General features: G+C 70.1%; 15 protein-coding genes. 7 read left to right on the plus strand and 8 right to left on the minus strand.

The genetic code is table 11. From position 1 onward, the window contains the following. Positions 1-42: 42 nt before the first annotated feature. Entirely contained in the window at positions 43-927 is an 885-nt protein-coding gene (locus ACWGI2_RS03755) for a hypothetical protein (protein ID WP_453693588.1), read from the minus strand. Between the two features lie 157 nt (positions 928-1,084). Here ACWGI2_RS03755 and ACWGI2_RS03760 point away from each other — a divergent pair, with 157 nt between their 5' ends. Together ACWGI2_RS03760 and ACWGI2_RS03765 are read left to right on the plus strand one after the other, a co-directional pair. Continuing rightward, positions 1,085-2,437, plus strand: a complete 1,353-nt coding sequence (locus ACWGI2_RS03760; RefSeq protein ID WP_453693591.1) for a 6-phospho-beta-glucosidase — start codon at positions 1,085-1,087, stop codon at positions 2,435-2,437. 248 nt (positions 2,438-2,685) lie between these two features. Then, positions 2,686-3,075, plus strand: coding sequence for a (2Fe-2S) ferredoxin domain-containing protein (locus ACWGI2_RS03765; protein ID WP_453693593.1), 390 nt, complete (start codon positions 2,686-2,688; stop codon positions 3,073-3,075). 3 nt (positions 3,076-3,078) lie between these two features. On the opposite strand, the gene ACWGI2_RS03770 is transcribed toward ACWGI2_RS03765, so the two are convergent. The 3 genes from ACWGI2_RS03770 to ACWGI2_RS03780 form a co-directional block, all read right to left on the minus strand. Beyond that, positions 3,079-3,594 (minus strand): FBP domain-containing protein, encoded by a 516-nt coding sequence (locus tag ACWGI2_RS03770; protein ID WP_453394508.1) that lies wholly within the window; start codon positions 3,592-3,594, stop codon positions 3,079-3,081. A gap of 524 nt (positions 3,595-4,118) precedes the next feature. Next, on the minus strand, positions 4,119-4,823 hold the full coding sequence (locus ACWGI2_RS03775; protein ID WP_453694648.1) for a GNAT family N-acetyltransferase: 705 nt from the start codon (positions 4,821-4,823) through the stop codon (positions 4,119-4,121). Positions 4,824-4,912: 89 nt separating this feature from the next. Then, the gene (locus ACWGI2_RS03780; protein WP_453693595.1) at positions 4,913-5,845 is read right to left on the minus strand and encodes an NADP-dependent oxidoreductase; all 933 of its coding nucleotides are present in this window, start codon (positions 5,843-5,845) and stop codon (positions 4,913-4,915) included. A 363-nt stretch (positions 5,846-6,208) separates the two neighbouring features. On the opposite strand from ACWGI2_RS03780, the gene ACWGI2_RS03785 reads away from it, so the two are divergent. Continuing rightward, positions 6,209-8,791, plus strand: a complete 2,583-nt coding sequence (locus tag ACWGI2_RS03785) for a beta-glucosidase (RefSeq protein WP_453693597.1) — start codon at positions 6,209-6,211, stop codon at positions 8,789-8,791. On the opposite strand, the gene ACWGI2_RS03790 is transcribed toward ACWGI2_RS03785, so the two are convergent. Beyond that, complete coding sequence (locus ACWGI2_RS03790) at positions 8,788-9,471, minus strand: TetR/AcrR family transcriptional regulator (RefSeq protein WP_453693599.1); 684 nt, start codon at positions 9,469-9,471, stop codon at positions 8,788-8,790. The two genes, ACWGI2_RS03785 and ACWGI2_RS03790, sit on opposite strands and share 4 nt — an antisense overlap. A gap of 48 nt (positions 9,472-9,519) precedes the next feature. Next, positions 9,520-10,704 carry a serine hydrolase domain-containing protein gene (locus ACWGI2_RS03795; RefSeq protein ID WP_453693601.1) on the minus strand — a complete coding sequence of 395 codons (1,185 nt, stop codon included), beginning with the start codon at positions 10,702-10,704 and terminating at the stop codon, positions 9,520-9,522. Positions 10,705-10,852: 148 nt separating this feature from the next. Between ACWGI2_RS03795 and helR the strand changes: the two genes are divergently transcribed. After that, positions 10,853-13,018 carry an RNA polymerase recycling motor ATPase HelR gene (gene helR, locus ACWGI2_RS03800; RefSeq protein ID WP_453693603.1) on the plus strand — a complete coding sequence of 722 codons (2,166 nt, stop codon included), beginning with the start codon at positions 10,853-10,855 and terminating at the stop codon, positions 13,016-13,018. A 26-nt stretch (positions 13,019-13,044) separates the two neighbouring features. Here the strand turns inward: helR and mgtA are convergent, their stop codons facing one another. Next, positions 13,045-15,756 (minus strand): magnesium-translocating P-type ATPase, encoded by a 2,712-nt coding sequence (mgtA, locus tag ACWGI2_RS03805; RefSeq protein ID WP_453693605.1) that lies wholly within the window; start codon positions 15,754-15,756, stop codon positions 13,045-13,047. Between the two features lie 482 nt (positions 15,757-16,238). Between mgtA and ACWGI2_RS03810 the strand changes: the two genes are divergently transcribed. Both ACWGI2_RS03810 and valS read left to right on the plus strand, forming a co-directional pair. After that, the gene (locus tag ACWGI2_RS03810; protein WP_453693607.1) at positions 16,239-18,296 is read left to right on the plus strand and encodes a phosphocholine-specific phospholipase C; all 2,058 of its coding nucleotides are present in this window, start codon (positions 16,239-16,241) and stop codon (positions 18,294-18,296) included. Positions 18,297-18,406: 110 nt separating this feature from the next. Further along, positions 18,407-20,989, plus strand: a complete 2,583-nt coding sequence (valS, locus tag ACWGI2_RS03815) for a valine--tRNA ligase (RefSeq protein ID WP_453693609.1) — start codon at positions 18,407-18,409, stop codon at positions 20,987-20,989. Here valS and ACWGI2_RS03820 read toward each other — a convergent pair. Next, entirely contained in the window at positions 20,970-21,185 is a 216-nt protein-coding gene (locus ACWGI2_RS03820) for a hypothetical protein (RefSeq protein ID WP_453693611.1), read from the minus strand. The two genes, valS and ACWGI2_RS03820, sit on opposite strands and share 20 nt — an antisense overlap. A gap of 372 nt (positions 21,186-21,557) precedes the next feature. Here ACWGI2_RS03820 and ACWGI2_RS03825 point away from each other — a divergent pair, with 372 nt between their 5' ends. Further along, positions 21,558-22,478, plus strand: a complete 921-nt coding sequence (locus ACWGI2_RS03825; protein WP_453693613.1) for a terpene synthase family protein — start codon at positions 21,558-21,560, stop codon at positions 22,476-22,478.

Consider the following 22,478-nt stretch of genomic DNA (forward strand, 5'->3'; position numbering starts at 1 on the left):
GCGGGGTGTGTTCGGAGCGGGCGCGCCCAGGTCAGCCGGTCGTCAGCCGGTCGTCGGCCTGTACGAGTACACCGACGTCGTCACCAGGCACGGCACCGGAGGCACGACCTCGGCGCGCAGCGTACGGCGCTCGGAGTCGTAGTCGACGCCCTCCGCCTCGAACGTGCCGCGGCAGATACTCCGTTGAGGGATGGCGAACAGACTCGTGACCTTGCCCGTGACGGGCTTCCCGTCGAGCGCGTGCTCCAGGTCCACCTGGAGGACGGGCCGGTCCTCGGGCCACAGCTCCTTCGACGCGTCGTTGGACGCACACACGAGGCGGGTGGCGGAGACGAAGTCGCAGCCCTGGATGTCACGGACCGGCTTGTCGAGCGAGATCTGGCCGGCCTGGGGGAGTGCACCACCGGTGGGCGGGGTCGAGGAGTTGAGGAGCGGGGCGGGGAAGACCTGGAGGCGGTTCTGGTCGCCCCACTCACCCGACACGAGCCACTGGTTGTCGGGCGAGACGGCCGCGAAGGAATTGTTGAGCTTCTCGCCCGCGTCGAGCTGGTGCTCGTAGAGGTAGCGCTTCCCGCCGGGCGTCGTGACGGCGAACATCTTCGACTTCGCGTCGTCGCCGCCCTGATAGGCGTCGACGGTGTGGCCGGCGGCTATGTCCGGGTCGCCGACGTGGCTCCAGCCCTTGACCCGCAGGTCGAGCGGTATCGAGGCGAGACCCCGGTAGAGCAGGCTTCCGTCGGCGCGGCTCGCCAGGCCCTGGCTGCCGGTGAGGGAGTTGACGGACGAGACGCCGGACTCCTGCCAGCCGCCGGGGGATCTCGGGGCGGTGTCGGCGTCGGCGGATGCGCTGGTGCCGGTCGCCATCGTCAGCGCGAGGGCGCCGAGCAGGGCGGCGGATGCCTTCGCGGTCGTCTTGAGGGGTGTCATGGGTGCGCTGCCTCCGTGGGGGGTCGATCGCTGCCGGGCAATCGTACGTAACGTGACCTCTGTCGACGGGTGAGTTTCTGACAGGTCGACAGGTACGTGTGCACCGGTTGAGTCAGTTGGGCCGGTTGCGTCGGTTCCGACAGAAGGTGGTTGAGACGTGAAGCTGGTCATTCTCGGTGGCGGCGGATTCCGCGTTCCGCTCGTGTACGGGGCGCTGCTCGGCGACCGTGCCGAAGGCCGGGTCACGGAGGTCGTCCTGCACGACCTGGACGCGGGCCGGCTCGGTGCGGTCGCCCGCGTACTGGCCGAGCAGGCGGCCCGGGTGCCGGACGCCCCCGCCGTCACGGCCACCACCGACCTCGACGAGGCGCTGCGGGGCGCGGACTTCGTCTTCTCCGCGATCCGGGTGGGAGGTCTGGAGGGGCGGGCTGCCGACGAGCGGGTCGCCCTCGCGGAGGGCGTCCTGGGCCAGGAGACGGTCGGCGCGGGCGGCATCGCGTACGGCCTGCGGACCGTGCCCGTCGCCGTCGACATCGCGCGGCGGGTGCGGCAGCTGGCCCCAGACGCCTGGGTCATCAACTTCACCAACCCCGCGGGCCTGGTCACCGAGGCGATGTCCCGGCACATCGGCGACCGCGTCATCGGCATCTGCGACTCGCCGGTGGGCCTGGGCCGCCGCGTGGCGCGCATGCTGGGCGGCAACCCCGACGAGGCGTTCATCGACTACGTCGGACTCAACCACCTGGGCTGGCTACGGGGCCTGCGGATCGCGGGACGCGACGAACTGCCGCGGCTGCTCGGCGACGCGGAGCTGCTGGGCTCGTTCGAGGAGGGGCGGCTGTTCGGCGCGGAGTGGCTCCAGTCCCTGGGGGCCATCCCGAACGAGTACTTGCACTACTACTACTTCAACCGCGAGGCGGTCCGCGCCTACCAGGAGGCGGAGCAGACGCGCGGGGCTTTCCTGCGAGACCAACAGGCGCGCTTCTATGGGGAGTTGGCGCGGACGGCCGACGGGGCTTCGTCGTCGGCGCTGAAGGCGTGGGACGCGACGCGTGCGGAGCGTGAGGCCACGTACATGGCCGAGAACCGGGAGGCCGCGGGCGTGGGGGAGCGTGCGGCCGAGGACCTTGAATCCGGGGGGTACGAGAAGGTCGCCCTCGCCCTGATGCGGGCGATCGCGCGGGACGAGCGGACGACGCTGATCCTCAACGTCCGCAACCGCACGACGCTTTCGGCGCTGGACGCCGAGGCAGTGATCGAGGTCCCGTGCTCCGTCGACGCCAACGGCGCGCATCCCATGGCGGTGGATCCGCTGCCAGGTCACGCGACGGGGCTTGTGTGCGCGGTGAAGGCGGTGGAGCGAGAGATCCTCTCCGCGGCGGAGAGCGGCTCCCGCACCACGGCGGTGAAGGCGTTCGCGCTGCATCCGCTGGTGGATTCGGTGACGGTGGCGCGACGATTGGTGGAGGGGTACAGGGGGGTGCATGCGGGGTTGGGGTACTTGCGCTGAGGGTTCCTTGCGGGGGCTGCTTTCGCTGCGGGGCTGGTGCGTGTGTGGGTGCGGGGCCGCGCCGGTATGTCCGTCCTCGCTATCGTCCGGTGGCCGCAGGGCTACTTCGGCGCCGGAGCGCCGCGAACCGTGCTCCGGGCAGACAAACCGGCACGTCCCCTCGCGAGCGCTGCCGCTGCAGCCGATCGATGGCTGATCGATGGTCGCTGCGGGGTAATCGGGTGGGAGAGGGCTGAGATGATCACTGGATGAGTCCCGTCATCTCCATCGGATCCGCCGCCGCCCGCCCCTGCACACTGGTCGTGTGCCGGGGCTGCTGCTGCGGCAACTCGCGGAAGCACCCCGGTACCGACCACGCCTGGCAGCTTGAGCGGATGCGGGCCGCCGCCGCGGAATCGGCGGGGCGGTTCGCGGTGCGTACGAGTGAGTGCCTCGGGCCCTGCGGGCAGGCGAACATCATCGTCATACAGCCATCCCGGGAAGGGCGCAGGCGAGGTGGCCGAGCCGTCTGGGTCGGCTTCGCCATGGACGACGACTCGATCGACGAGATACTCGCGTGGGCCGGGGCCGGCGGTCCTGGCATCGCCGCGCCGTCGGCGGCACTCACGCTGCAGATGGTCGATCCGCGGAAGACCTGAGGGTCAGGCCGCCGCCTTCGAGCCTTCGAGGACCTTGGCGACGAAGCCGTGCAGGTTCGCCACGGTGCGCGCGTTCTGCTCCTCCAGGGTGAGGCTTTCCTCGAAGCGGCGGGCCAGTGCGGTGGTCTTCTTTCCGCGTACGTAGAGGGAGCAGGCGAGGTCCGCGCAGATGTAGATGCCGACCGAGTTGCCCTGTCGGCCCGCGGGGCCGGAGAGGGGTGCCACGAGCAGCGTGATGCCCGAACCGGACTGCGGGGTTACGCAGATGGAGCAGATGCTGGACTTGAGCAGGCTCTTGCGTGCGCCGGTCGAGGCGCGCAGGGCGATGCCTACGTACTCGCCGTTCCGCTCCGTCACGATGTAGCCGCGGTCCGGGGCCTTGGGGTCCCGCCAGCCGAGGAAGTCCAGGTCGGACCAGGGGGTGTCCGGGAAGCCCGCAGGGAGAGTGAGTCTGCGGGCTTCGCCCTTGGAGCAGTTGACGAAGGACGCGCGGATCTCTTTCTCGCCGATAGGTTCCATGATCCGGAATTTACCAACCGGGCCGCGGCCCCGTCCTCCCCTTTTTCCGCCGGCGAAGCGCAGGGGTTCCACCGAACAGACCTCTCCCACCCACCCGCCCGTCACCCCGCATCCACCCCTGAACGAACAAGCTTTCCCGCCCACCCACCCGATTACCCTGCGGCGACCATCGATCAGCCATCGATCGCCCGCAGTCGGCGACGCACGCGAGGGGACGTGCCGGTATGTCTGCCCGGAGCACGGTTCCCGGAGGCTCCGGAGCCGAAGCACCCAAGCGGTCACTGGACGATAGCGAGGACGGACATACCGGCGCGGCCCCGCACCCGCAGACGGACCGGCGCCGCAGCGCGCCACGCACCCGCAGTCGGCAGTGAGACGCGAGGGGACGTGCCGGTTTGTCTGCCCGGAGCACGGTTCCCGAAGGCTCCGGAGCCGAAGTAGCCCCGCGGCCACCGGACGATAGCGAGGACGGACATACCGGCGCGGCCCCGCACCCACAGACGCACCTGCCCCGCAGGGACCCCTCAGCTACCCCCGCCCCCACCCCCCACCGGCACCCGAGCCGACAGGAACCGTGTCCCGCGGCGCAGGCTGAAGCCCAGTGACTCGTACAGCCGGATGGCATTCGTGTTCTGCGCCGACGTGTGCAGGAACGGAGTCTCCCCGCGGGCGCGGATCCCGTGCGCCACCGCCAGGACCAGCCGCGTCGCAAGCCCCTCCCCCCGGTAAGCCGCATCAGTGCAGACCGCGCTGATCTCCGTCCACCCCGGCGGACGCAACCGCTCCCCGGCCATCGCGACGAGCGCACCCCCGCGGCGTATGCCGAGGTACGTGCCGAGTTCGACGGTGCGCGGCAGGAAGGGACCGGGCCGCGTGCGCTCCACCAGAGCCAGCATCTCCGGCACGTCATCCGCCCCGAGCCGCACAGCCTCCGCGTCCGGCGCGGCGGCCACCCCGTCATCCACCAACTGCACGCCCGCCATGTCGAACGTCACCTCCCACCCCTCCGGCAGAGCCACCCGCACCCCGGCCAGCGGAACGTCCGCACCGGGCCCCGCCAGCGCGGCGAGATCCGCCCAGTCGCCAGCCTCCGGGGCATCGGGCAGCCCCAGCCAAGGCGACACGTCCAGCGGATACCGCACTACGCGCCCCCGCCGCTCGGCGAACCGCGCATGGGGCCCGTTCAACGCGGCGTAGGCGGGATTGTCCAGGGGATGCGCAACCTCCAGGCCGCCCTCCAAGTCGGCCCCCAGGCCAGCCCCCAGGCCAGCCTCCAGACCGGCCGGACCACCGCTCAAGGCCGAAAGGCCAGCCCCCTTCACGCCCCCACCTCAATCACAACCTTGCCCCGCGCATGCCCGCCCTCGACCGCCCGAAGCGCCTCCCCGGCCCGCTCCAGCGGATACGTCACCGTCACCTCAGGACGCAGCACCCCATCCACGGCCAGCCGCGCCACCGCCTCCAGGACCTCACTCGTCCGCGCCCGCGCGACCGCCGCCCCGCCCAGCTCACCGACCGTCTCCTTGGCCGCGGCCGTGATCAGTTTCCCCTCGCGGCCGGGGAGCGGCAGCAAGGACGCCACCGCCACGAGATCCTCGCCGCCCACCAGATCGAAGATCGCGTCGACGCGCCCGCCCGGCGCGGCCGCCCGAACCCGGTCCGCCAGATCGGGCCCCGGCGGCACATGCACCGCCCCCAGCGACTCGACGAAGTCCTTCTTGCCCGCGCTCGCCGTGCCCACGACATGGATGCCAAGGTGCCTCGCCAACTGCGCCGCGGCCACGCCCACCCCGCCGCCGACCCCGGTGATCAGCAAGGTGGCCCCGGCCGGCAGATCCAACTGACGCACCCCGTCGTACGCCGTCGCCACGGCGACCGGCAGCGCGGCGGCTTCAGCGAAGGTCAGGCCCTCCGGCTTGTGCGCGGCGAGCGAGGCGGGGAGCAGGGTGTACTCGGCATAGCCACCGGCGTCCGGGTTGCCGAACACCGCGTCGCCGACCGCGAAGCCTTCGACACCCGCCCCCACCGCTTCGACCACGCCGGCGACCTCGCTCCCCAGCACCTCGGGGAACTGAACCGGCGGCGCCCCCGGCCGCCGCTTTCCGGCCCGCAGCTTCCAGTCGACCGGGTTGACCCCGGCGGCCCGCACCGCGACCAGGAGCTGCCCCGGGCCGGGCTCCGGAAGCTCCTGGTCGATGAAGGCCTCCACCTCAGGGCCGCCGAACCGCGTGAATACGTACGCCTTGGACATGTGCTCCCTCGCTTCGAACCGTGAACGTGAACCGACGTGGGTGTCACCTTGACCGACGTGGGTGTCACCTTGGACGACCGCCATGATCGCCTCGCTATTCCCCGTACATCGCAGCGTTCATGAGGCCGCAACGAGAGTCGCAACGAGAGCCGACCCCACCGCCCAGATCCAAAAACTGAACGACCCACAAAGTTTTGCCGACGCGAGCCTTGACCTTAAGCGTTCAACCAATCAAGACTCAGGCCCCGTAACACCGCACTGGCGCGGATGACGCATTCAGTTCTTGGCGTCGTCGACCAGTTCGGCATGCCCAGAGCTGCGTTGAGAGCTGCGTTCAGAGCCGCGTTCGGAGGCCATTCCGCCATGCCTGCCACCACACGTCGTGAACTTATGAAGCAACTGGGCGGCACCGCAGCCGCCTTCGCCTTCGTGGCCGCCGCCGGCCCGATCGCCGCCGCCACCCCCGCCGCGGCGGCAACCAACCCCACCGCCTCCCCGGCCGCGGCCGCCGCCACGCGCCGCGTCCGGGGGCTCATCGCCCGCCTCACCCTCGACGAGAAGATCAGCCTCGTCCACGGCGCGACCGACCCGCGAAGGCTGGGTCAGGCCGGGTATCTGCCGGGCGTCAAACGGCTCGGCATACCGGAGCTCCGCCTGAGCGACGGCCCCGCGGGCGTGAACGTCACGAAGTCCGCGACCGGCCTCCCGCCCGTCGCCACGCTCGGCTGCTCCTTCAACCTCGAACTCGCCCGTGAATACGGCGAGGTGATGGGCCGTGAGGGCCGCACCCTCGACATGGACGTGCTGCTCGCCCCCCAGATAGAGCTCTCCCGCACGCCCTTCTTCAGCCGCAACAAGGACCAGTCCGGCGAGGATCCCTACCTCAACGGCCTCATCGGCGCCGCCCAGGTCGAGGGCGTCCAGGCGCAGGGCATGCTCGCCCAGGCCAAGCACTTCATCGCCAACAACCAGCGCCTGCACGAGTTCGACCGCGAGAAGCCGGAGAACTCCTACGACTTCATCGTCGACGACCGCACCCTGCACGAGCTGTACCTGCCGGCCTTCGAGGCAGTCGTACGCGCCGGTGTCGCCTCGGTCATGTCGGCGTACAACCACCTCAACGGCAAGTGGAACTCCGAGCAGCGCACCACCCTCACCGACATCCTCCGCGGCGAACTCGGCTTCAAGGGCTTCGTCACCTCGGACTGGGGCGCCACCCACTCCACGGCCGCGCTCGAAGCGGGCCAGGACATGCAGATGTGGGACGGCTCGTTCTACGGGGAGCCCCTGAAGAAGGCCATCAAGGACGGGTCCATCCCCGAGACCGCCCTGGACACCGCCGTCTCCCGCATCCTCGGCCAGTACGACGCCTTCGGCATGCTCGACGGCAGCCGCGTCCCCGCCCGCAGGAACATCGACGTCAGGGCCGGTGCCCGAGTCGCCCGCGAAGTCGCCACCCAGGGCGCGGTGTTGCTCGCCAACGACGGCGGCCTGCCGCTGTCGCGCGCCGCCCTCCACGACCTCGCACTCATCGGCCCGACCGCGGGCCAGGTCGCCACATCGGTCTCGGGCGAGCGCGCGTACGGCTTCGAGGAACGCCTGGTCAGCCCCCTCGATGCGCTGCGCCGCAGCACCAAGCGGAAGATCGCGTACGAGGTCGGCGTCGACCTCACGGGCACGGCGGTCCCCGCGTCCGCGTTCCCCAAGGGCCTCACGCGCAAGGGTGGGGGCACCGACAGAGCAGTCGACTTCGTCGGCGACAAGGCCCTCCCCGTCGGCACGACCGCCGAGTGGACCGGCACCTTCGTGCCGCCCACCACCGGCGAGTACGCGCTCAAGATCCAGGGCTGGGGCGCGGCCGTCTCGCTGAGCCTCGACGGCAAGGAGCTGACGACCGCGGCGGGCGCCCGCGACAGCTTCGCGCGCAAGTGGTCATCGATCGTGCCGACCACGGACGGCCTCGACAACGGCCAGGCCGACCCCATCCAGCTCACCGGCGGCAAGTCCTACCAGGTCGTCGTCAAGGCAACCGGCTGGGCCGCGACCATCGCCGAACGCGGCCCGGTCCAGGTGCGGTTCGCCTGGGTGACCCCCGAGCGGCGCACCGCTTCCATCGCCGCCGCGGCGAAGCTGGCCCGGCGCGTCCACACCCCGGTCGTCTTCGCCTTCAACGGGTCGGGCGGCTCTGTGGGCGGCAGCGGCGACTTCACCACGCTGACTCTCCCCGCCCACCAGGACGAGCTGATCACGGCGGTCGCCAGGGCCAACCCGCGTACGGTCGTCGTCCTCACCACCGGCTGCCCGGCGACGATGCCCTGGCGCCGCGAGGTCGGCACGATCCTGCACACCGGTTACGTCGGCCAGGAGGGCGGTTGGTCCACCGCCGACCTCCTCACCGGCCGTGCGAACCCGGGCGGCAAGGCCACCGTGACCTGGCCGAAGAAGGACACGGACCACCCGACCCTGGACCCGGCCCACCCCGAGCGCTACTACGGCGTCGACGGAGTGGTCACGTACAGCGAGGGCATCTTCACCGGCTACCGCGGCTTCGACAAGGCGGACATCGAGCCCCTCTTCCCCTTCGGACACGGCCTGTCCTACACGGAGTTCGGCTACCGCGACCTGTCCGTGCGCAGGGCGGGCGAGGGCTACGAGGTGTCGTTCACGGTGACCAACCGGGGGCGGCGCACGGGCGCCGAGGTCCCGCAGGTGTACGTGGGCCCGCCGCGCGGCGCCGATGTCGAGATGGCCGTCAAGACGCTGGCCGCCTTCGACCGCGTCGAACTGCGCCCGGGGGAGTCGCGCAGGGTCAGGGTGCGGGTCGCCGAGCGGCAGCTGTCGTACTGGGACACGGACCGCGGCCGCTGGGTGCGTCCCGAGGGGCGGCGCGCGGTGTACGTCGGGTCGTCGTCGCGCGACATCCGGCTGACGGGGGTGGCGCGCTAGGCGGACGAGGGCCCGCTGGAGGGCTGACCGTACCCAAGTCCCTTGCCGTCCACGGTGAGGGCTTGGGTGAGCCGGTCCAGGTGGGCTCGGTACAACTCGACGAAATCCAGGCGCCCTTCGGCGATGGCCCACTGGACCTGGAGCCCGTCGGACACGGCGAGGACCTCGCGGGCGACGCTCTGCGGGTCGGTGCCGGGTTTCAACTGGCCTGCATCGACCGCGCGTTGGAGCACGGAGGCCAGGGACAGCGCGACGCGTTCGTACCGCTCGGCGAAGTAGGCGTGTGCCGGGTGCGAGGGGTCCCCGGCCTCCGCCGACAGCTTGGTGTAGAGGTGGATGAGCCCGGGCTGGGTGAGGTTGTACGCGGCCAGCGCGAGCACCTCGTGGAACAGCGCGCGTACGTCGTCTCCGCCGGAGTCGGGGCCGAGCCGTCCGAAGGTACGGACCGTGCGCTCCTCGCGGGCTTCGAGCACCGCCATCAGGAGCCGCCGCTTCGACCCGAAGTGGTGGGTGATGACGGTGGCGGATGTGCCCGCTTCCTCGGCGATCTTCGCCAGGGAGGAATTCAGATAGCCCGCCTTGGCGAAGAGCGCGAGAGCCGCGTCGATGATGGCCGCTCGGCGGGTGTCGGCGGCGGCGTACTGCCCGGTCGGGCGGTGGCGGGGGGTGTGCTGCTCCATGGGGGCAGATTACGTTCCCCCCTGGCCCCCACCCCCGACCTCCAACCCCTACCTCAGGGCTCGGTACAGCGCCCCCACCAGATGCACGCTCCGCAGATCCTCTCCCGAGGTCCCGCCGCCCATCTGGTTCATCACGTACGCGTACGAGACCTTGTTCTCGGGATCGGCGAACGCGTACGACCCGCCCGCGCCCCCGTGCCCGAAGGCCCGCGGATTGGGTCCGGCCTGGCCGTACAGGTTCAGCATGTAGCCGAGTCCCCATTCCCACTTCTCGCCCCACGCCGTGCCCGCCGCGAGAACCAGGTCCGGCTCGTCGGGCTCACCCTGCCGGGTCCGGAGCCGCTCCAGCGCGGCGGGACCGACCAGCTCCCCGCTACCCAGCGCCGCGTACACCGTCGCGAGCCCCCGGGCGGACGCGTGCCCGTTGGCCGCGGGGATCTCGGCGGACCGATAGGCCGCGCTGTTCACGTTGCCGACGGGGAGGTACCGCAGGGCGAGCGTGACGACGGCCATCGGGTGGTCGTCGATCGACGTCACCGGCGGCGCGGGCGGAGGAGCGGAGCCGAGCGCGCTGCGCGGGCCGTCCGGAGCGAGCGGTCTGGCCATGTTCGCGCACCGGCCGTGCTCGCTCTCCGGAGTGCCCACGTACACATCCGCACCCAGCGGCCCCGTGACCTCGCTCCGCAGGAACGTGCCGAGCGAGACCCCGGTGATCCGCCTGACGACCTCGCCGACGAGATAGCCGTAGCTCAGCGCGTGGTATCCCTGCGCCGAACCGGGCTTCCACCACGGCGGTGTCGCGGCGAGCGCCCCGCACACCTTCTCCCAGTCGTAGAGGTCGTCCGAGGTCATGGGCTCGCGCGGCGCGATCACCCCGGAGCGATGACTCAGGAGCCAGCGCACCGGGATGTCGGCCTTGCCCTCCTGGGCGAACTCCGGCCAGTAGCGGGCGACCGGCGCGTCCAGATCGAGCTCGCCCCGGTCGGCAAGGAGATGCGCGCACAGCGCGGTCATCCCCTTGGTCGTGGAGTACACGTTCACCAGCGTGTCGCGCTCCCACGCGCGCGTGCCCGTCCTGTCCGCGTCACCGCCCCACAGGTCGACGACGAACTCGCCGTCCACGGTGACGGCGACGGCCGCACCGAGGTCGCCCCGCTCGGTGAAGTTCCGCTCGAACTCCTCGCGTACGCCCTCGAATCCCGGGGCGCAGCTGCCATGGATGTGTGCGGTCATGAATCTCCAAAAAGAGAAGGCAAGGAGGTGTTCCCACTCCTTGCCACTCTTAATTTATAGCGCAGTGGGGGGCTTGCGGCAAGGCCCCGGTCATGCCGCACAATCGCAGGCCTAAGCCCGCGACCTGCGAAAACGGGAGATTCACCAAGTGCCTGCGTTGCTGTCTGCGTTCGACCTTCCTGCCCACCTCGCCCCCAAGTCCGACCCGACGCTGATCGCCCGGGACGAGAAGCACTTCGCGGCCATCGCACAGAGCCTTGAGCAGACCATCGCCGAGGTGTCCGACCGCCTCGACGCCCAGCGCAAGGCGCCCGGCGGCATCGGCCGTGAGGCGATGGACCGGGACCTGGAGATCCACCGCCTGACCGGTCGCCTGCGTGCCCTGAACCGCTTCGGCCTCGACCTGTGCCTCGGGCACATCGTCACCGCGGGCGACCCCGAGCCCGTATACATCGGCAGGCTCGGCCTCACCGACAGCGAGGGGCGCAGGCTGCTGCTCGACTGGCGCGCCCCGGCGGCCGAGCCGTTCTTCGCGGCGACCCACGCCGACCCGATGGGCCTGGCCAGCCGCCGCAGATACCGCTGGACCGACGGCCGGATCAGCGACTACTGGGACGAGGTGTTCACCGCCGACGGGCTCGAGGGGCACGCGGCGCTCGACGACCAGTCCGCCTTCATCGCCAGCCTGGGCAGCAACCGCTCGTCCCGGATGCGCGACGTGCTCGCCACCATCCAGTCCGACCAGGACGCCATCATCCGGGCGGGCTCCTGCGGTGCTCTCGTCGTCGACGGCGGCCCGGGCACGGGCAAGACCGTCGTCGCCCTGCACCGTTCCGCCTATCTCCTCTACTCCGATCCCCGTCTCGGGCACAGCCGGGGCGGCGTGCTGTTCGTCGGCCCGCACCGGCCCTACCTGAACTACGTCTCCGACGTCCTGCCCAGCCTCGGCGAGGAGGGCGTGCAGACCTGCATCTTGCAGGACCTGGTCACCGAGGGCGCCACGGCACAGGCCGAGAGCGACCCCGAAGTGGCCCGCCTGAAGTCGTCCGCGGACATGGTGAAGGCGATCGAGAAGGCCGTCAGGTTCTACGAGGAGCCGCCCACCAAGGGCATGACCGTCTCGACCGACTGGGCCGACGTCTGGCTGAGCGCCGACGACTGGGCCGAGGCGTTCGACGCGGCGGGACGCGGCACTCCGCACAACGAGGCGCGCGAGCAGGTCTGGGAGGAGATCGTCGCGATCCTCCTCGACAAGCTCGACGGCGACGTCCCCGGCGAGCTCTTCGAGAAGTCGCTGCGGCACGACGAGGAGCTGGTCACCACCCTGCATCAGGCGTGGCCGCTGCTCGAAGCGGCGGACCTCGTCGGAGACCTGTGGTCGAACTCCGCCTATCTGCGGATGTGCGCGCCCTGGCTCGACCGGGACGAGGTGCGCACGCTGCTCCGCAAGGAGGCGCCGCAGGCCTGGACGCTGTCCGATCTGCCGCTCCTGGACGCGGCACGCCAGCGGCTCGGCGACCCGGAGGCGGCCCGGCAGAAGCGCCGGCACGAGGCCATACTCGCCGCCCAGCGCGAGCAGATGGCGCAGGTCGTCGACAACTTGATCGACGCCGCGGCCGCCTCCGGCGCCGACGGTGACGACGGCGAAGGCCTGGTGACGATGTTGCGTGGCCAGGACGCCCAGGTCAGCCTGGTCGATGAGTCCGAACTGCCGCCTGCGGACCCGGACCGGCTCGCGGGACCGTTCGCGCACGTCGTCGTGGACGAGGCCCAGGAGCTGACCGACGCGGAGTGGCAGATGCTGCTGCTGCGCTGCCCGTCCCGCAGCTTCACCATCGTCGGCGACCGAGCCCAGGCCCGGCACGGGTTCACCGAGTCGTGGCAGGAACGCCTGGAGCGGATCGGGCTCGACCGGATCGAGGTGGCCTCCCTGGGCGTCAACTACCGGACGCCGGAAGAGGTCATGACGGAGGCCGAGCCGGTCATCCGGGCCGCGCTCCCGGACGCCAACGTGCCGACCTCCATCCGCAGCAGCGGCGTACCCGTCGTGCACGGCTCTGTGACGGAGCTCGACTCGGTGCTCGACGGCTGGCTCGCCGCCAACGCCGACGGGATCGCCTGTGTCATCGGCGATCCCGCCTTCGAGGCGACGTCCCGCGTCCGGTCACTGACCCCGGAGCTCTCGAAGGGACTCGAGTTCGACCTGGTCGTCCTCATCGACCCGGACAACTTCGGCGGGGGCATCGAGGGAGCGGTCGACCGCTATGTGGCGATGACCCGGGCGACCCAGCAGCTCGTCGTCCTCACGAGCTGACCGGGCCGCCCCTGGGGTCTTCGGCGTCAGAGCCAGCTGCCGTAGCGACGGATGTACCAGCCTTTCACCACCTGGGTGAGCGTGCAGTATGCGAGCAGCGTCCCGATCAGCCACGGGAAGTAGCTCATCGGCAGCGGCTCCATCGACAGGGCCGGAGCCAGCGGCGAGAACGGCAGCCAGAGGCCGAAGGCCATCACCGCGCCCGTCATGAGCAGCACCGGCAGTGACGCGCGGGACTGGATGAACGGGATCCTGCGCGTGCGGATCATGTGCACGATCAGCGTCTGCGACAGCAGACCCTCCACGAACCAGCCCGTCTGGAAGAGGGTCTGCTGCGCGGGCGAGTTCGCCTGGAAGACGTACCACATCACCAGGAACGTGGTGATGTCGAAGACCGAGCTGATCGGACCGACCCGGATCATGAACCGGCCGATGCCCTTCGCGTCCCACGTGCGCGGCTCGCGCAGGTACTCCTTGTCCATCCGGTCCCAGGGGATCGACAGCTGGCTGATGTCGTAGCAGAGGTTCTGCACCAGGAGGTGGATGGCGAGCATCGGCTGGAAGGGGAGGAACGCCGAAGCGACCAGGACCGAGAAGACGTTCCCGAAGTTCGACGACGCCGTCATCTTGATGTACTTGATGGTGTTGCCGAAGGTCTGACGGCCCATCAACACGCCCTGTTCCAGGACCATCAGGTCCTTCTCCAGGAGGATGATGTCCGCGGACTCCTTGGCGATGTCGACGGCCGTGTCGACCGAGACACCCACGTCCGCCTCGCGCAGCGCCGCCGCGTCGTTGATGCCGTCCCCGAGGAACCCGACCGTGTGCCCGTCGGCCTTCAGGGCCCGTACGATCCGCGCCTTCTGGACCGGGTTGACCCGCGCGAACACCGTGGTCGTACGGGCGAGACGGCGCAGCTCCGCGTCGTCGACCAGGTCGACCGTGGCGCCCGTGATCAACTCGCTGACGTCGAGGCCGACATCGGCGCAGACCCGCGCCGCGACCAGTTCGTTGTCGCCGGTGACGACCTTGACCGCGACGCCGTTGCCGGCGAGCGCGCGCAGGGCGTCGGCGGCGTCCTGCTTCGGCGGGTCGAGGAACGCCAGGAACCCGACGAGGGTCAGGTCCGACTCGTCCGCCATCGTGTAGGTGTCGCGGTCGGCGGGCACGGTGCGCGTCGCCACCGCCAGGACGCGCAGGCCCTCGCGGTTGTGGCGTTCGCTGATGTGCGTGACGTGGGCGCGCAGTTGGGCGGTGAGTCCGACGCGCTCGCCGCGGTCCATGACGTGAGCGCACCGCTCGACGACCTCTTCCACCGCGCCTTTGGTGACGATGGTGTGCTCGGCGGCCGGACCCGACAGTTCCTCGCGGCGCAGCACCACGGACATCCGTCGTCGGGCGAAGTCGAAGGGGATCTCGTCGACCATCGTGAAGAGCCGGTCGACGACAACCTCCTCGGCCTCGTCGATGCGGTCGACGACCGCCTGGTCCATGAGATTGCGCAGGCCCGTCTGGAAGTGCGCGTTGAGGTAGGCGTATTCGAGCACCTCGCGGTCCTCGTGACCGCGCGCGTCGAGGTAGCGGTCGAGGACGATGCGGTCCTCGGTGAGTGTCCCCGTCTTGTCGGTGCACAGCACGTCCATCGCGCCCAGGTTCTGGATCGCGTTGAGTTGCTTGACGACGACCTTGTGCTTCGACATCGCGACCGCGCCGCGCGCCAGGTTCGCCGAGACGACCATCGGCAGCATCTCAGGCGTGAGCCCGACCGCCACGGAGATCGAGAACAGCAGCGCCTGGTCCCAGTCGCCCTTGGTGAAGCCGTTGACCGCGAAGACGATCGGGACCATCACCAGCATGAAGCGGATGAGCAGGAAGCTGACCCGCCGCACGCCGAGGTCGAAGGCGGTCTGCGGGCGGTCACCGGCCAGGGCGCCCGCCATCGAGCCGAAGTAGGTGTCCGCGCCCGTGGCGACGGCCACGCCGGTCGCCGTGCCCGAGGTCACCGACGTACCCATCAGGCAGAGGTTGTCGGCCTCGACGGGATCGATGGTCGTGCGCTGGCCGAGGTCGGGGGCGCGCGTGTCCGCCTTGGCCGCAGGCAGCGACTCGCCGGACAGGGCGGCCTGGCTGACCATCAGGTCCTTGGCGGTGAGCAGCCGCAGATCGGCCGGGACCATGTCGCCCGCGGCGAGCTTCACGAGGTCGCCGGGTACGACCTGCTCCATCGGGATCTCTTCGGTGCCGGGGCGCTCGCTCCACCGGCGCTGGACCGCGCAGGAGGTGGTGACCAGGGCTTTCAGCGCCTGCGCCGAGCGGGTCGAGCGGAACTCCTGCCAGAACCGCAGCAGGCCGCTGATCAGCACCATCGAGGTGAGGATCCAGACGCCGGGGTCGGCCGGGTCCTGCCAGTACATGACCGCCGCGAGCACGACGAGTACGCCGATGAAGGGGTTGCGGAAGGACTTGGCGAGCTGCGCCGTCCAGTGCGGTGCGCGCTCCTGGGCGACGACGTTCTCGCCGTGCCGCTCCAGGCGTTCGAGGACCTGGTCCTGGCGCAGTCCGCGGGTGCCCGTGCCGAGGTCCCGCAGGACGTCGCGGGCGGGCTTCGCGCTCAACTCGGCGAGCCGTACGCCGACTTCGCGGGTCCGGGCGTCCAGCTCGGCGGCCTTGCGCTCGCGGTTGTTCACGGGGTTCTCGCCCGGCGTCGCCGGGCGTACCTGGGGAATCAGCTTGTTCATGGCAGACCTCCCTCCGTGCGGGGGCATGGCGAAGCACGCCCGCGCACAGGGACGTAGATGTGATGGGTCGCCGCCTGCGGGCATGGCGGACTACCGCGCAGGCATGACTGCGCGAGCATCACCGCAGGGCGGAAAAAGGGGCGAGGCAGGGTGACGCCTCAGCCGGGGAAGCGGAACCGCTTCAGTGAGACGTGACGCTGACGCAAGGACTTCCTTCGGGACTCATCCCGAACACCTCCTTGCGATCGCGGAACACGGAAGAACGCACCATCGAGCGGTGCAGGGCCAAGTCAGGCATGTCGGTTCACATATGTCAAATACAGGACTTTGGTCCCCATAAGGTCAGGCCTTGTGTCCCGCCCACCAAGGATTGGACTTCTCTTCACATCCAGGTCACAGCCCCTTCCCTGATCCTTGCTCCCCTTGAAACACTTCACCCGCTCACGCCCCCCACACCCCACACCACGAGGTCGAATCCACTCATGCCAGAACTCAATCGGCGCCGGTTCATGCAGATCGCCGGCGGCACCGCAGCCTCCGCGATGCTCACCGAGAGCATCGCCCGCGCTGCCGCCCTGCCCGCCCAGCGCCGCTCCGGTTCCATCGAGGACGTCGAGCACGTCATCGTCCTGATGCAGGAGAACCGTTCCTTCGACCACTACTTCGGCACCATGAAGGGCGTACGCGGCTTCGGCGACCCGCGCCCGGTGACCCTGCCCAGCGGAAAATCCGTCTGGCACCAGTCGGGCGGCGGCAAGGAGGTGCTGCCCTACCACCCGGACGCCGAGGACCTCGGCATGCAGTTCATCGCGGGCCTCGACCACGACTGGGCGGGCGGCCACAGTGCCTTCGGCAACGGCAAGTACGACAACTGGATCGCCGCCAAGTCCGAGCGGACGATGGCGTACCTGACGCGCGACGACATTCCGTTCCACTACGCCCTCGCCGACGCGTTCACCGTCTGCGACGACTACCACTGTTCGTTCATCGGGGCCACCGACCCCAACCGCTACTACATGCTGACGGGCCACGTCGGCAACGACGGCAAGGGCGGCGGCCCGGTCCTCGGCAACCAGGAACTGGGCTACGACTGGACGACGTACGCCGAGCGCCTGGAGCAGGCGGGGGTCTCCTGGAAGGTGTACCAGGACATCGGCGACGGCCTGGACGCGGCCGGAAAGTGGGGCTGGATAGACGACGCGTACCGCGGGAACTACGGCGACAACTCGCTGCTCTACTTCAACAAGTACCGCAACGCCAAGCCCGGCGACCCCCTCTACGACAAGGCGCGCACCGGCACGAACGTCAAGGCGGGCGACGGCTACTTCGACCTCCTGAAGGCCGACGTGAAGGCCGACAAGCTCCCGCAGGTCTCCTACATCGCCGCGCCCGAGGCCTTCACCGAGCACCCGAACTGGCCGGTGAACTTCGGCGCCTGGTACATCGCGCAGGTCCTGGACGCGCTCACCTCCAACCCCGCCGTGTGGGCGAAGACGGCGCTGTTCATCACGTACGACGAGAACGACGGCTACTTCGACCACGTCGTCCCGCCGTACGTCCCCAAGGACGCCAACCAGGGCCTGTCCACCGTGGACACGAAGCTCGACTACTTCCCTGGCAACGCGCAGTACGCCGCCGGACACTACGGCCTCGGCCAGCGCGTCCCGATGGTCGTCGTCTCGCCGTGGAGCACCGGCGGCTTCGTGAACTCCGAGGTCTTCGACCACACGTCGATCATCCGGTTCATGGAGAAGCGCTTCGGCGTGCAGGAGCCCAACATCTCGCCGTGGCGGCGCGCCATCTGCGGTGACCTCACCTCCGCCTTCGACTTCGCGGGCAAGGACACCGACCCCGCCCAACTGCCGGACACCGACGCCTACGAGCCGCCGGACAACGAGCGCCACCCCGACTACGTGCCCAAGGCGCCCGCGAAGGGGACCCTGCCCAAGCAGGAGTCCGGCTCCCGGCCCGCGCGCCCGCTGCCGTACGCGCCGCTGGTGGACGGAACGGGAGTGCCCGCCGACGGCAAGTTCACGCTCACCTTCAGTGGCGGCGACGCTGCCGGTGCCTGCTTCCACGTCCGCTCCAACAACCGTACGGACGGCCCCTGGACGTACACCACGGAGGCGGGCAAGAAGATCTCCGACACCTGGAACACGGCGTACTCGAAGGGTGCGTACGACCTGTCGGTGTTCGGCCCGAACGGCTTCCTGCGCGTCTTCAAAGGCCCCGGCAAGACCGTGGGCCCGGAGGTGACCGCCCGCCACGACAAGGCGACCGGCAACCTCAAGCTGACCCTGAAGAACGCGGGAAGCGCCGACGTGAACCTCAGCGTCTCCAACGGCTACGGCGGCGCGGCACAGACGTTCAAGGTGAAGGCGGGCAGCACCGTCGAGCACACCGTCGACCTGCGGGCGAGCAAGCGCTGGTACGACGTGACGGTGAAGTCCGACGCGGACGCCACTTTCCTGCGGCGCTTCGCCGGGCACGTGGAGACCGGCCAGGCCGGGGTCAGCGACCCGGCGATCATCTCCGCCTGACTCCCCGAAGGGGCCGCCGCCGGACCACAGTTCCGGCGGCGGCCCTTTCGCGCGCCCGCCGTCGAAAACAGGAGGCCGTCAGATCCTGCCCGCGCATAGCATGCGGAGGCATGACATCCTCCCATCGCGCGAGCGCGGACGGCGTCCCCGACAAGCCTGTTCTCGACGGGCTCGAAGTGAAATGGTCGCGGCGATGGGACGAGGCGGGCGTATACGCCTTCGACCGTTCCAGGACGCGGGAGGAGATCTTCTCCGTCGACACCCCGCCGCCCACGGTCAGCGGCTCCTTGCACGTCGGACACGTCTTCTCGTACACGCACACCGACACCGTCGCCCGCTATCAGCGCATGCGCGGCAAGGAAGTCTTCTACCCGATGGGCTGGGACGACAACGGCCTGCCGACGGAACGCCGCGTCCAGATCCACTTCGGTGTGCGGTGCGATCCCGCGCTGCCGTACGACCCGTCGTTCCGCCCGCCCGAGAAGCCGGGGAAGCAGCAACTACCCGTCTCTCGGCGGAACTTCATCGAGCTGTGCGAGCAACTCACCATCGAGGACGAGAAGGCCTTCGAGGAACTGTGGCGGCTGCTCGGGCTGTCCGTCGACTGGTCGCGTACGTACCGGACGATCGGCACCGAGGCGCGCGCCACCGCGCAGCTCGCGTTCCTCAACAATCTGGCGCGCGGCGAGGCGTACATCACCGAGGCGCCCACGCTGTGGGACATCACCTACCGCACGGCCGTCGCGCAGGCCGAACTGGAGGACAGGGAGCGGCCCGGCGCCTACCACCGGCTCACCTTCCACGGCCCGGACGACCGGCCGGTCCTCATCGACACGACCCGGCCCGAACTGCTCCCGGCCTGCGTCGCCCTGGTCGTCCACCCCGACGACGAGCGCCACAAGGACCTGATCGGCGCGACGGTCCGCACCCCGCTCTTCGGCGTCGACGTGCCGGTCGTGGCGCACCGCGCCGCTGTTCCGGACAAGGGCACGGGCATCGCGATGATCTGCACGTTCGGCGACACGGCTGACGTCACCTGGTGGCGTGAGCTGCGGCTCGCCACACGACCGGTGATCGGCTGGGACGGCCGCTTCCTCGCGCAGCCGCCGAGCGGAATCGAATCGGCTCAAGCCGTCGCCGCGTACGGGCAATTGGCGGGCGCCACGGCGCACACCGCGCGGGAGCGTGTCGTGGAGCTGCTGCGGGCGAGCGGTGAACTGGAGGGTGAGCCGCGGCCCGTCACGCACGCCGTGAAGTTCTACGAGAAGGGTGAGAGGCCCCTGGAGATCGTCACCACCCGGCAGTGGTACCTGCGCAACGGCGGCCGCGACGAGCGGCTGCGGGACGAACTCCTCGCACGTGGCGGCGAGTTGGCGTGGCATCCGCTGCACATGCGGGTGCGCTACGAGAACTGGGTTGGCGGCCTCAACGGCGACTGGCTGGTCAGCCGGCAGCGCTTCTTCGGCGTGCCGATCCCCGTCTGGTACCCGCTGGACGGCCACGGCGAGCCGGACTACGCCCACCCGATCGTCCCGGACGCGTCCGCCCTGCCCGTCGATCCGAGCGCGGAGGCGCCGCCCGGATACGAGGACGACCGGCGCGGCGTGCCGCACGGCTTCACCGGCGACCCGGACGTCATGGACACCTGGGCCACGTCCTCGCTCACCCCGCAGATCGCAGGCGGCTGGCGCTCGGACCCGGATCTGTTCGCGCGGGTCTTCCCCATGGACGTCCGGCCGCAGGCCCACGAGATCATCCGTACATGGCTGTTCGCGACAGTGGTGCGCGCGCACGCCGAGCAGGGAGAGCTGCCCTGGCGTCATGCCGCGATCTCCGGCTGGATCCTCGACCCGCATCGCAAGAAGATGTCCAAGACCAAGTCGAACGCGGTCACGCCCGGGGACCTGCTCGCCCGGCACGGCTCCGACGCGGTCCGCTACTGGGCGGCGAGCGGGCGGCCCGGCACGGACACGGCGTTCGACGTCGGCCAGATGAAGGTCGGCCGCCGCCTGGCGACGAAGATCCTGAACGTCGGCAAGTTCGTCCTCGGCCTCGGTGCCGTGGACGGACCGGCGGCTCCGGTCACCGAGCCGCTCGACCGGGCGGTGCTCGCCGAACTCGCCGCGACCGTCGAGGAGGCGACCGCGGCCTTCGACGACTTCGACTACGCGCGGGCGCTGGAGCGTACGGAACGGTTCTTCTGGAGCTTCTGCGACGACTACGTGGAGCTGGTGAAGGCGCGGGCGTACGGCGACCAAGGGGCGGGCGCGGGGACGGAGTCGGCGCGCGTGACGCTGCGGGCGGTGCTCGACGCGCTGGTCCGGCTGTTCGCGCCGGTCCTGCCGTTCGTGACGGAGGAGGTGTGGTCCTGGTACGCCCAGGGCTCCGTCCACCGCGCAGCGTGGCCCACTCCTGAGGTCCCTGCGGGGGCGGATGCCGCGGTCCTCGCGACGGCCTCGGAAGCCATCGCGGCGATCCGCAGGGCGAAGTCGGAGGCGCGGCTGTCCATGCGGGCGGAGGTCGCGGGCCTTGTGGTGACGGGGCCGCGGGTGAGCCTGGAGCGCTTCAGGGCCGCGGAGGCCGATGTGTGTGCCGCGGGGCGCGTCGGGGCGGTGGAGCTGAGGGAGAGCGGGGCGCGGCTGGAGATCGAGGTCCGCTCTCCCTCGGTGAGGCCTATGACCTCGGGAACATGACGTCGCTGGCCGCGTTGACGAACGGCGCGGCCATGCCGGCGAACGCCGACGCGCCTTGTGCGAGCGGCTTGAGAGGGTCGACCGAGGCTGACTTGCCGCCGGGCTTGGGGTCGGCGGCGACGGCTGACGCGCCGCCCTGCAAGGCGGCCACAACTACGAGCAGGACAATGGCACGCTGAAAGGTACGAGATCGCATGTCTGCCTCAACGACGGCTGTTGTCCCTGGTCACAGGCGTGCCGAAAGTGTGATCTAAGGGGTAGCCGCGGGGCGCGAAGTCAACGGCGTACCTTCCGCCATTCCTTCGATTGACGCGGTCGGCTCTCGGGCACGTCTCGTCGTGTCGCCGCAGGAGGTCGCAGATGATCGTGGCTCATCCCTCACCCCTTGTCCTTTCGCCGGAAGGTGCATGTCGCCATGGAATTGCGATTGTCCGAAGTGGAACTTCCGCCGCTCTACTGCCCGTTGGAATCCTCCCTGCATCCCCATGTCCGGGACATCGAAAAGCGGGCCGTGGAATGGATCGGAACCAGCGGTATGTGCGCGTCGGAAAAGGAGAAGGCATGGGTCGTGGCGACCCACAGTGCTGACTTCTTCGCCCGTTTCGCTCCCGTGGCGGACGACGACCGGTTGCTTGCGGCCGTCCTGTGGGTCTACTGGGGCTTCGGGTTCGACGACGAGCGCTGTGACAGCGGACCGCTGAGCGGACGTCCCGCTCAGTTCAACGCCCTGGCGGGGTTGGTGCAGCGGGCGTGCGAGACCGACTCGGCCTCGGCCGACGACCGGTTCATCGGCGCCTTGAAGGACATCATGCGTCGCTTCCGCTCCTTCGCCCCGCCCACGCAGGTGCACCGCTTCGTGCAGGCGCACCGGGCCTGGCTTTCGGGAGTGTCCTGGCAGATCGGTAACCAGGCGCTGGGCCGTATGCCGGGTCTCGACGAATTCCTGGCGATGCGGCTGTTGTCGGCGGGCGGTTTCCCCACGATGGCGCTGCTGGAACTGGCCACCGGAGCCGAGGTGCCCGACCGGGAGCTCCATCACCCGGCGGTGCGGGCGCTGACCGAGATGGCGGCCATGGTGGCCGCCCTCGACAACGACCGGCACTCGCTGCACAAGGAGATGAGCCACAGCCAGGCCGACCAGAACATCTACACCGTGCTCATGGCCGAGCGGGAAGTCCCGCTGCAGGAGGCCGTCCACCAGGCCAACGCGCTGCGCGATCGCATCCTGCGACGTTTCCTCCAGCTGCACGACCGCGTCAGGCCGGCCGCCGGCGCGGACCTTGCGACATACCTCCAGGGTCTGCGGTACGGCATGCGCGGAAACAACGAGTGGGGCATGCGTGTGCCCCGCTACCTCAGCCTCGGCCACTGGCCGGAGAAGGCGGAGGACGCGAACATCACGTGGGCCGATGAGCCGTCCGACCACCGGCCGGGACCGGTGGAGAACGCGCCCTGCGTCGCCTGGTGGTGGGACCGGGACCTCGGCTGA

The sequence above is a fragment of the Streptomyces sp. NPDC054866 genome, assembly GCF_053610745.1.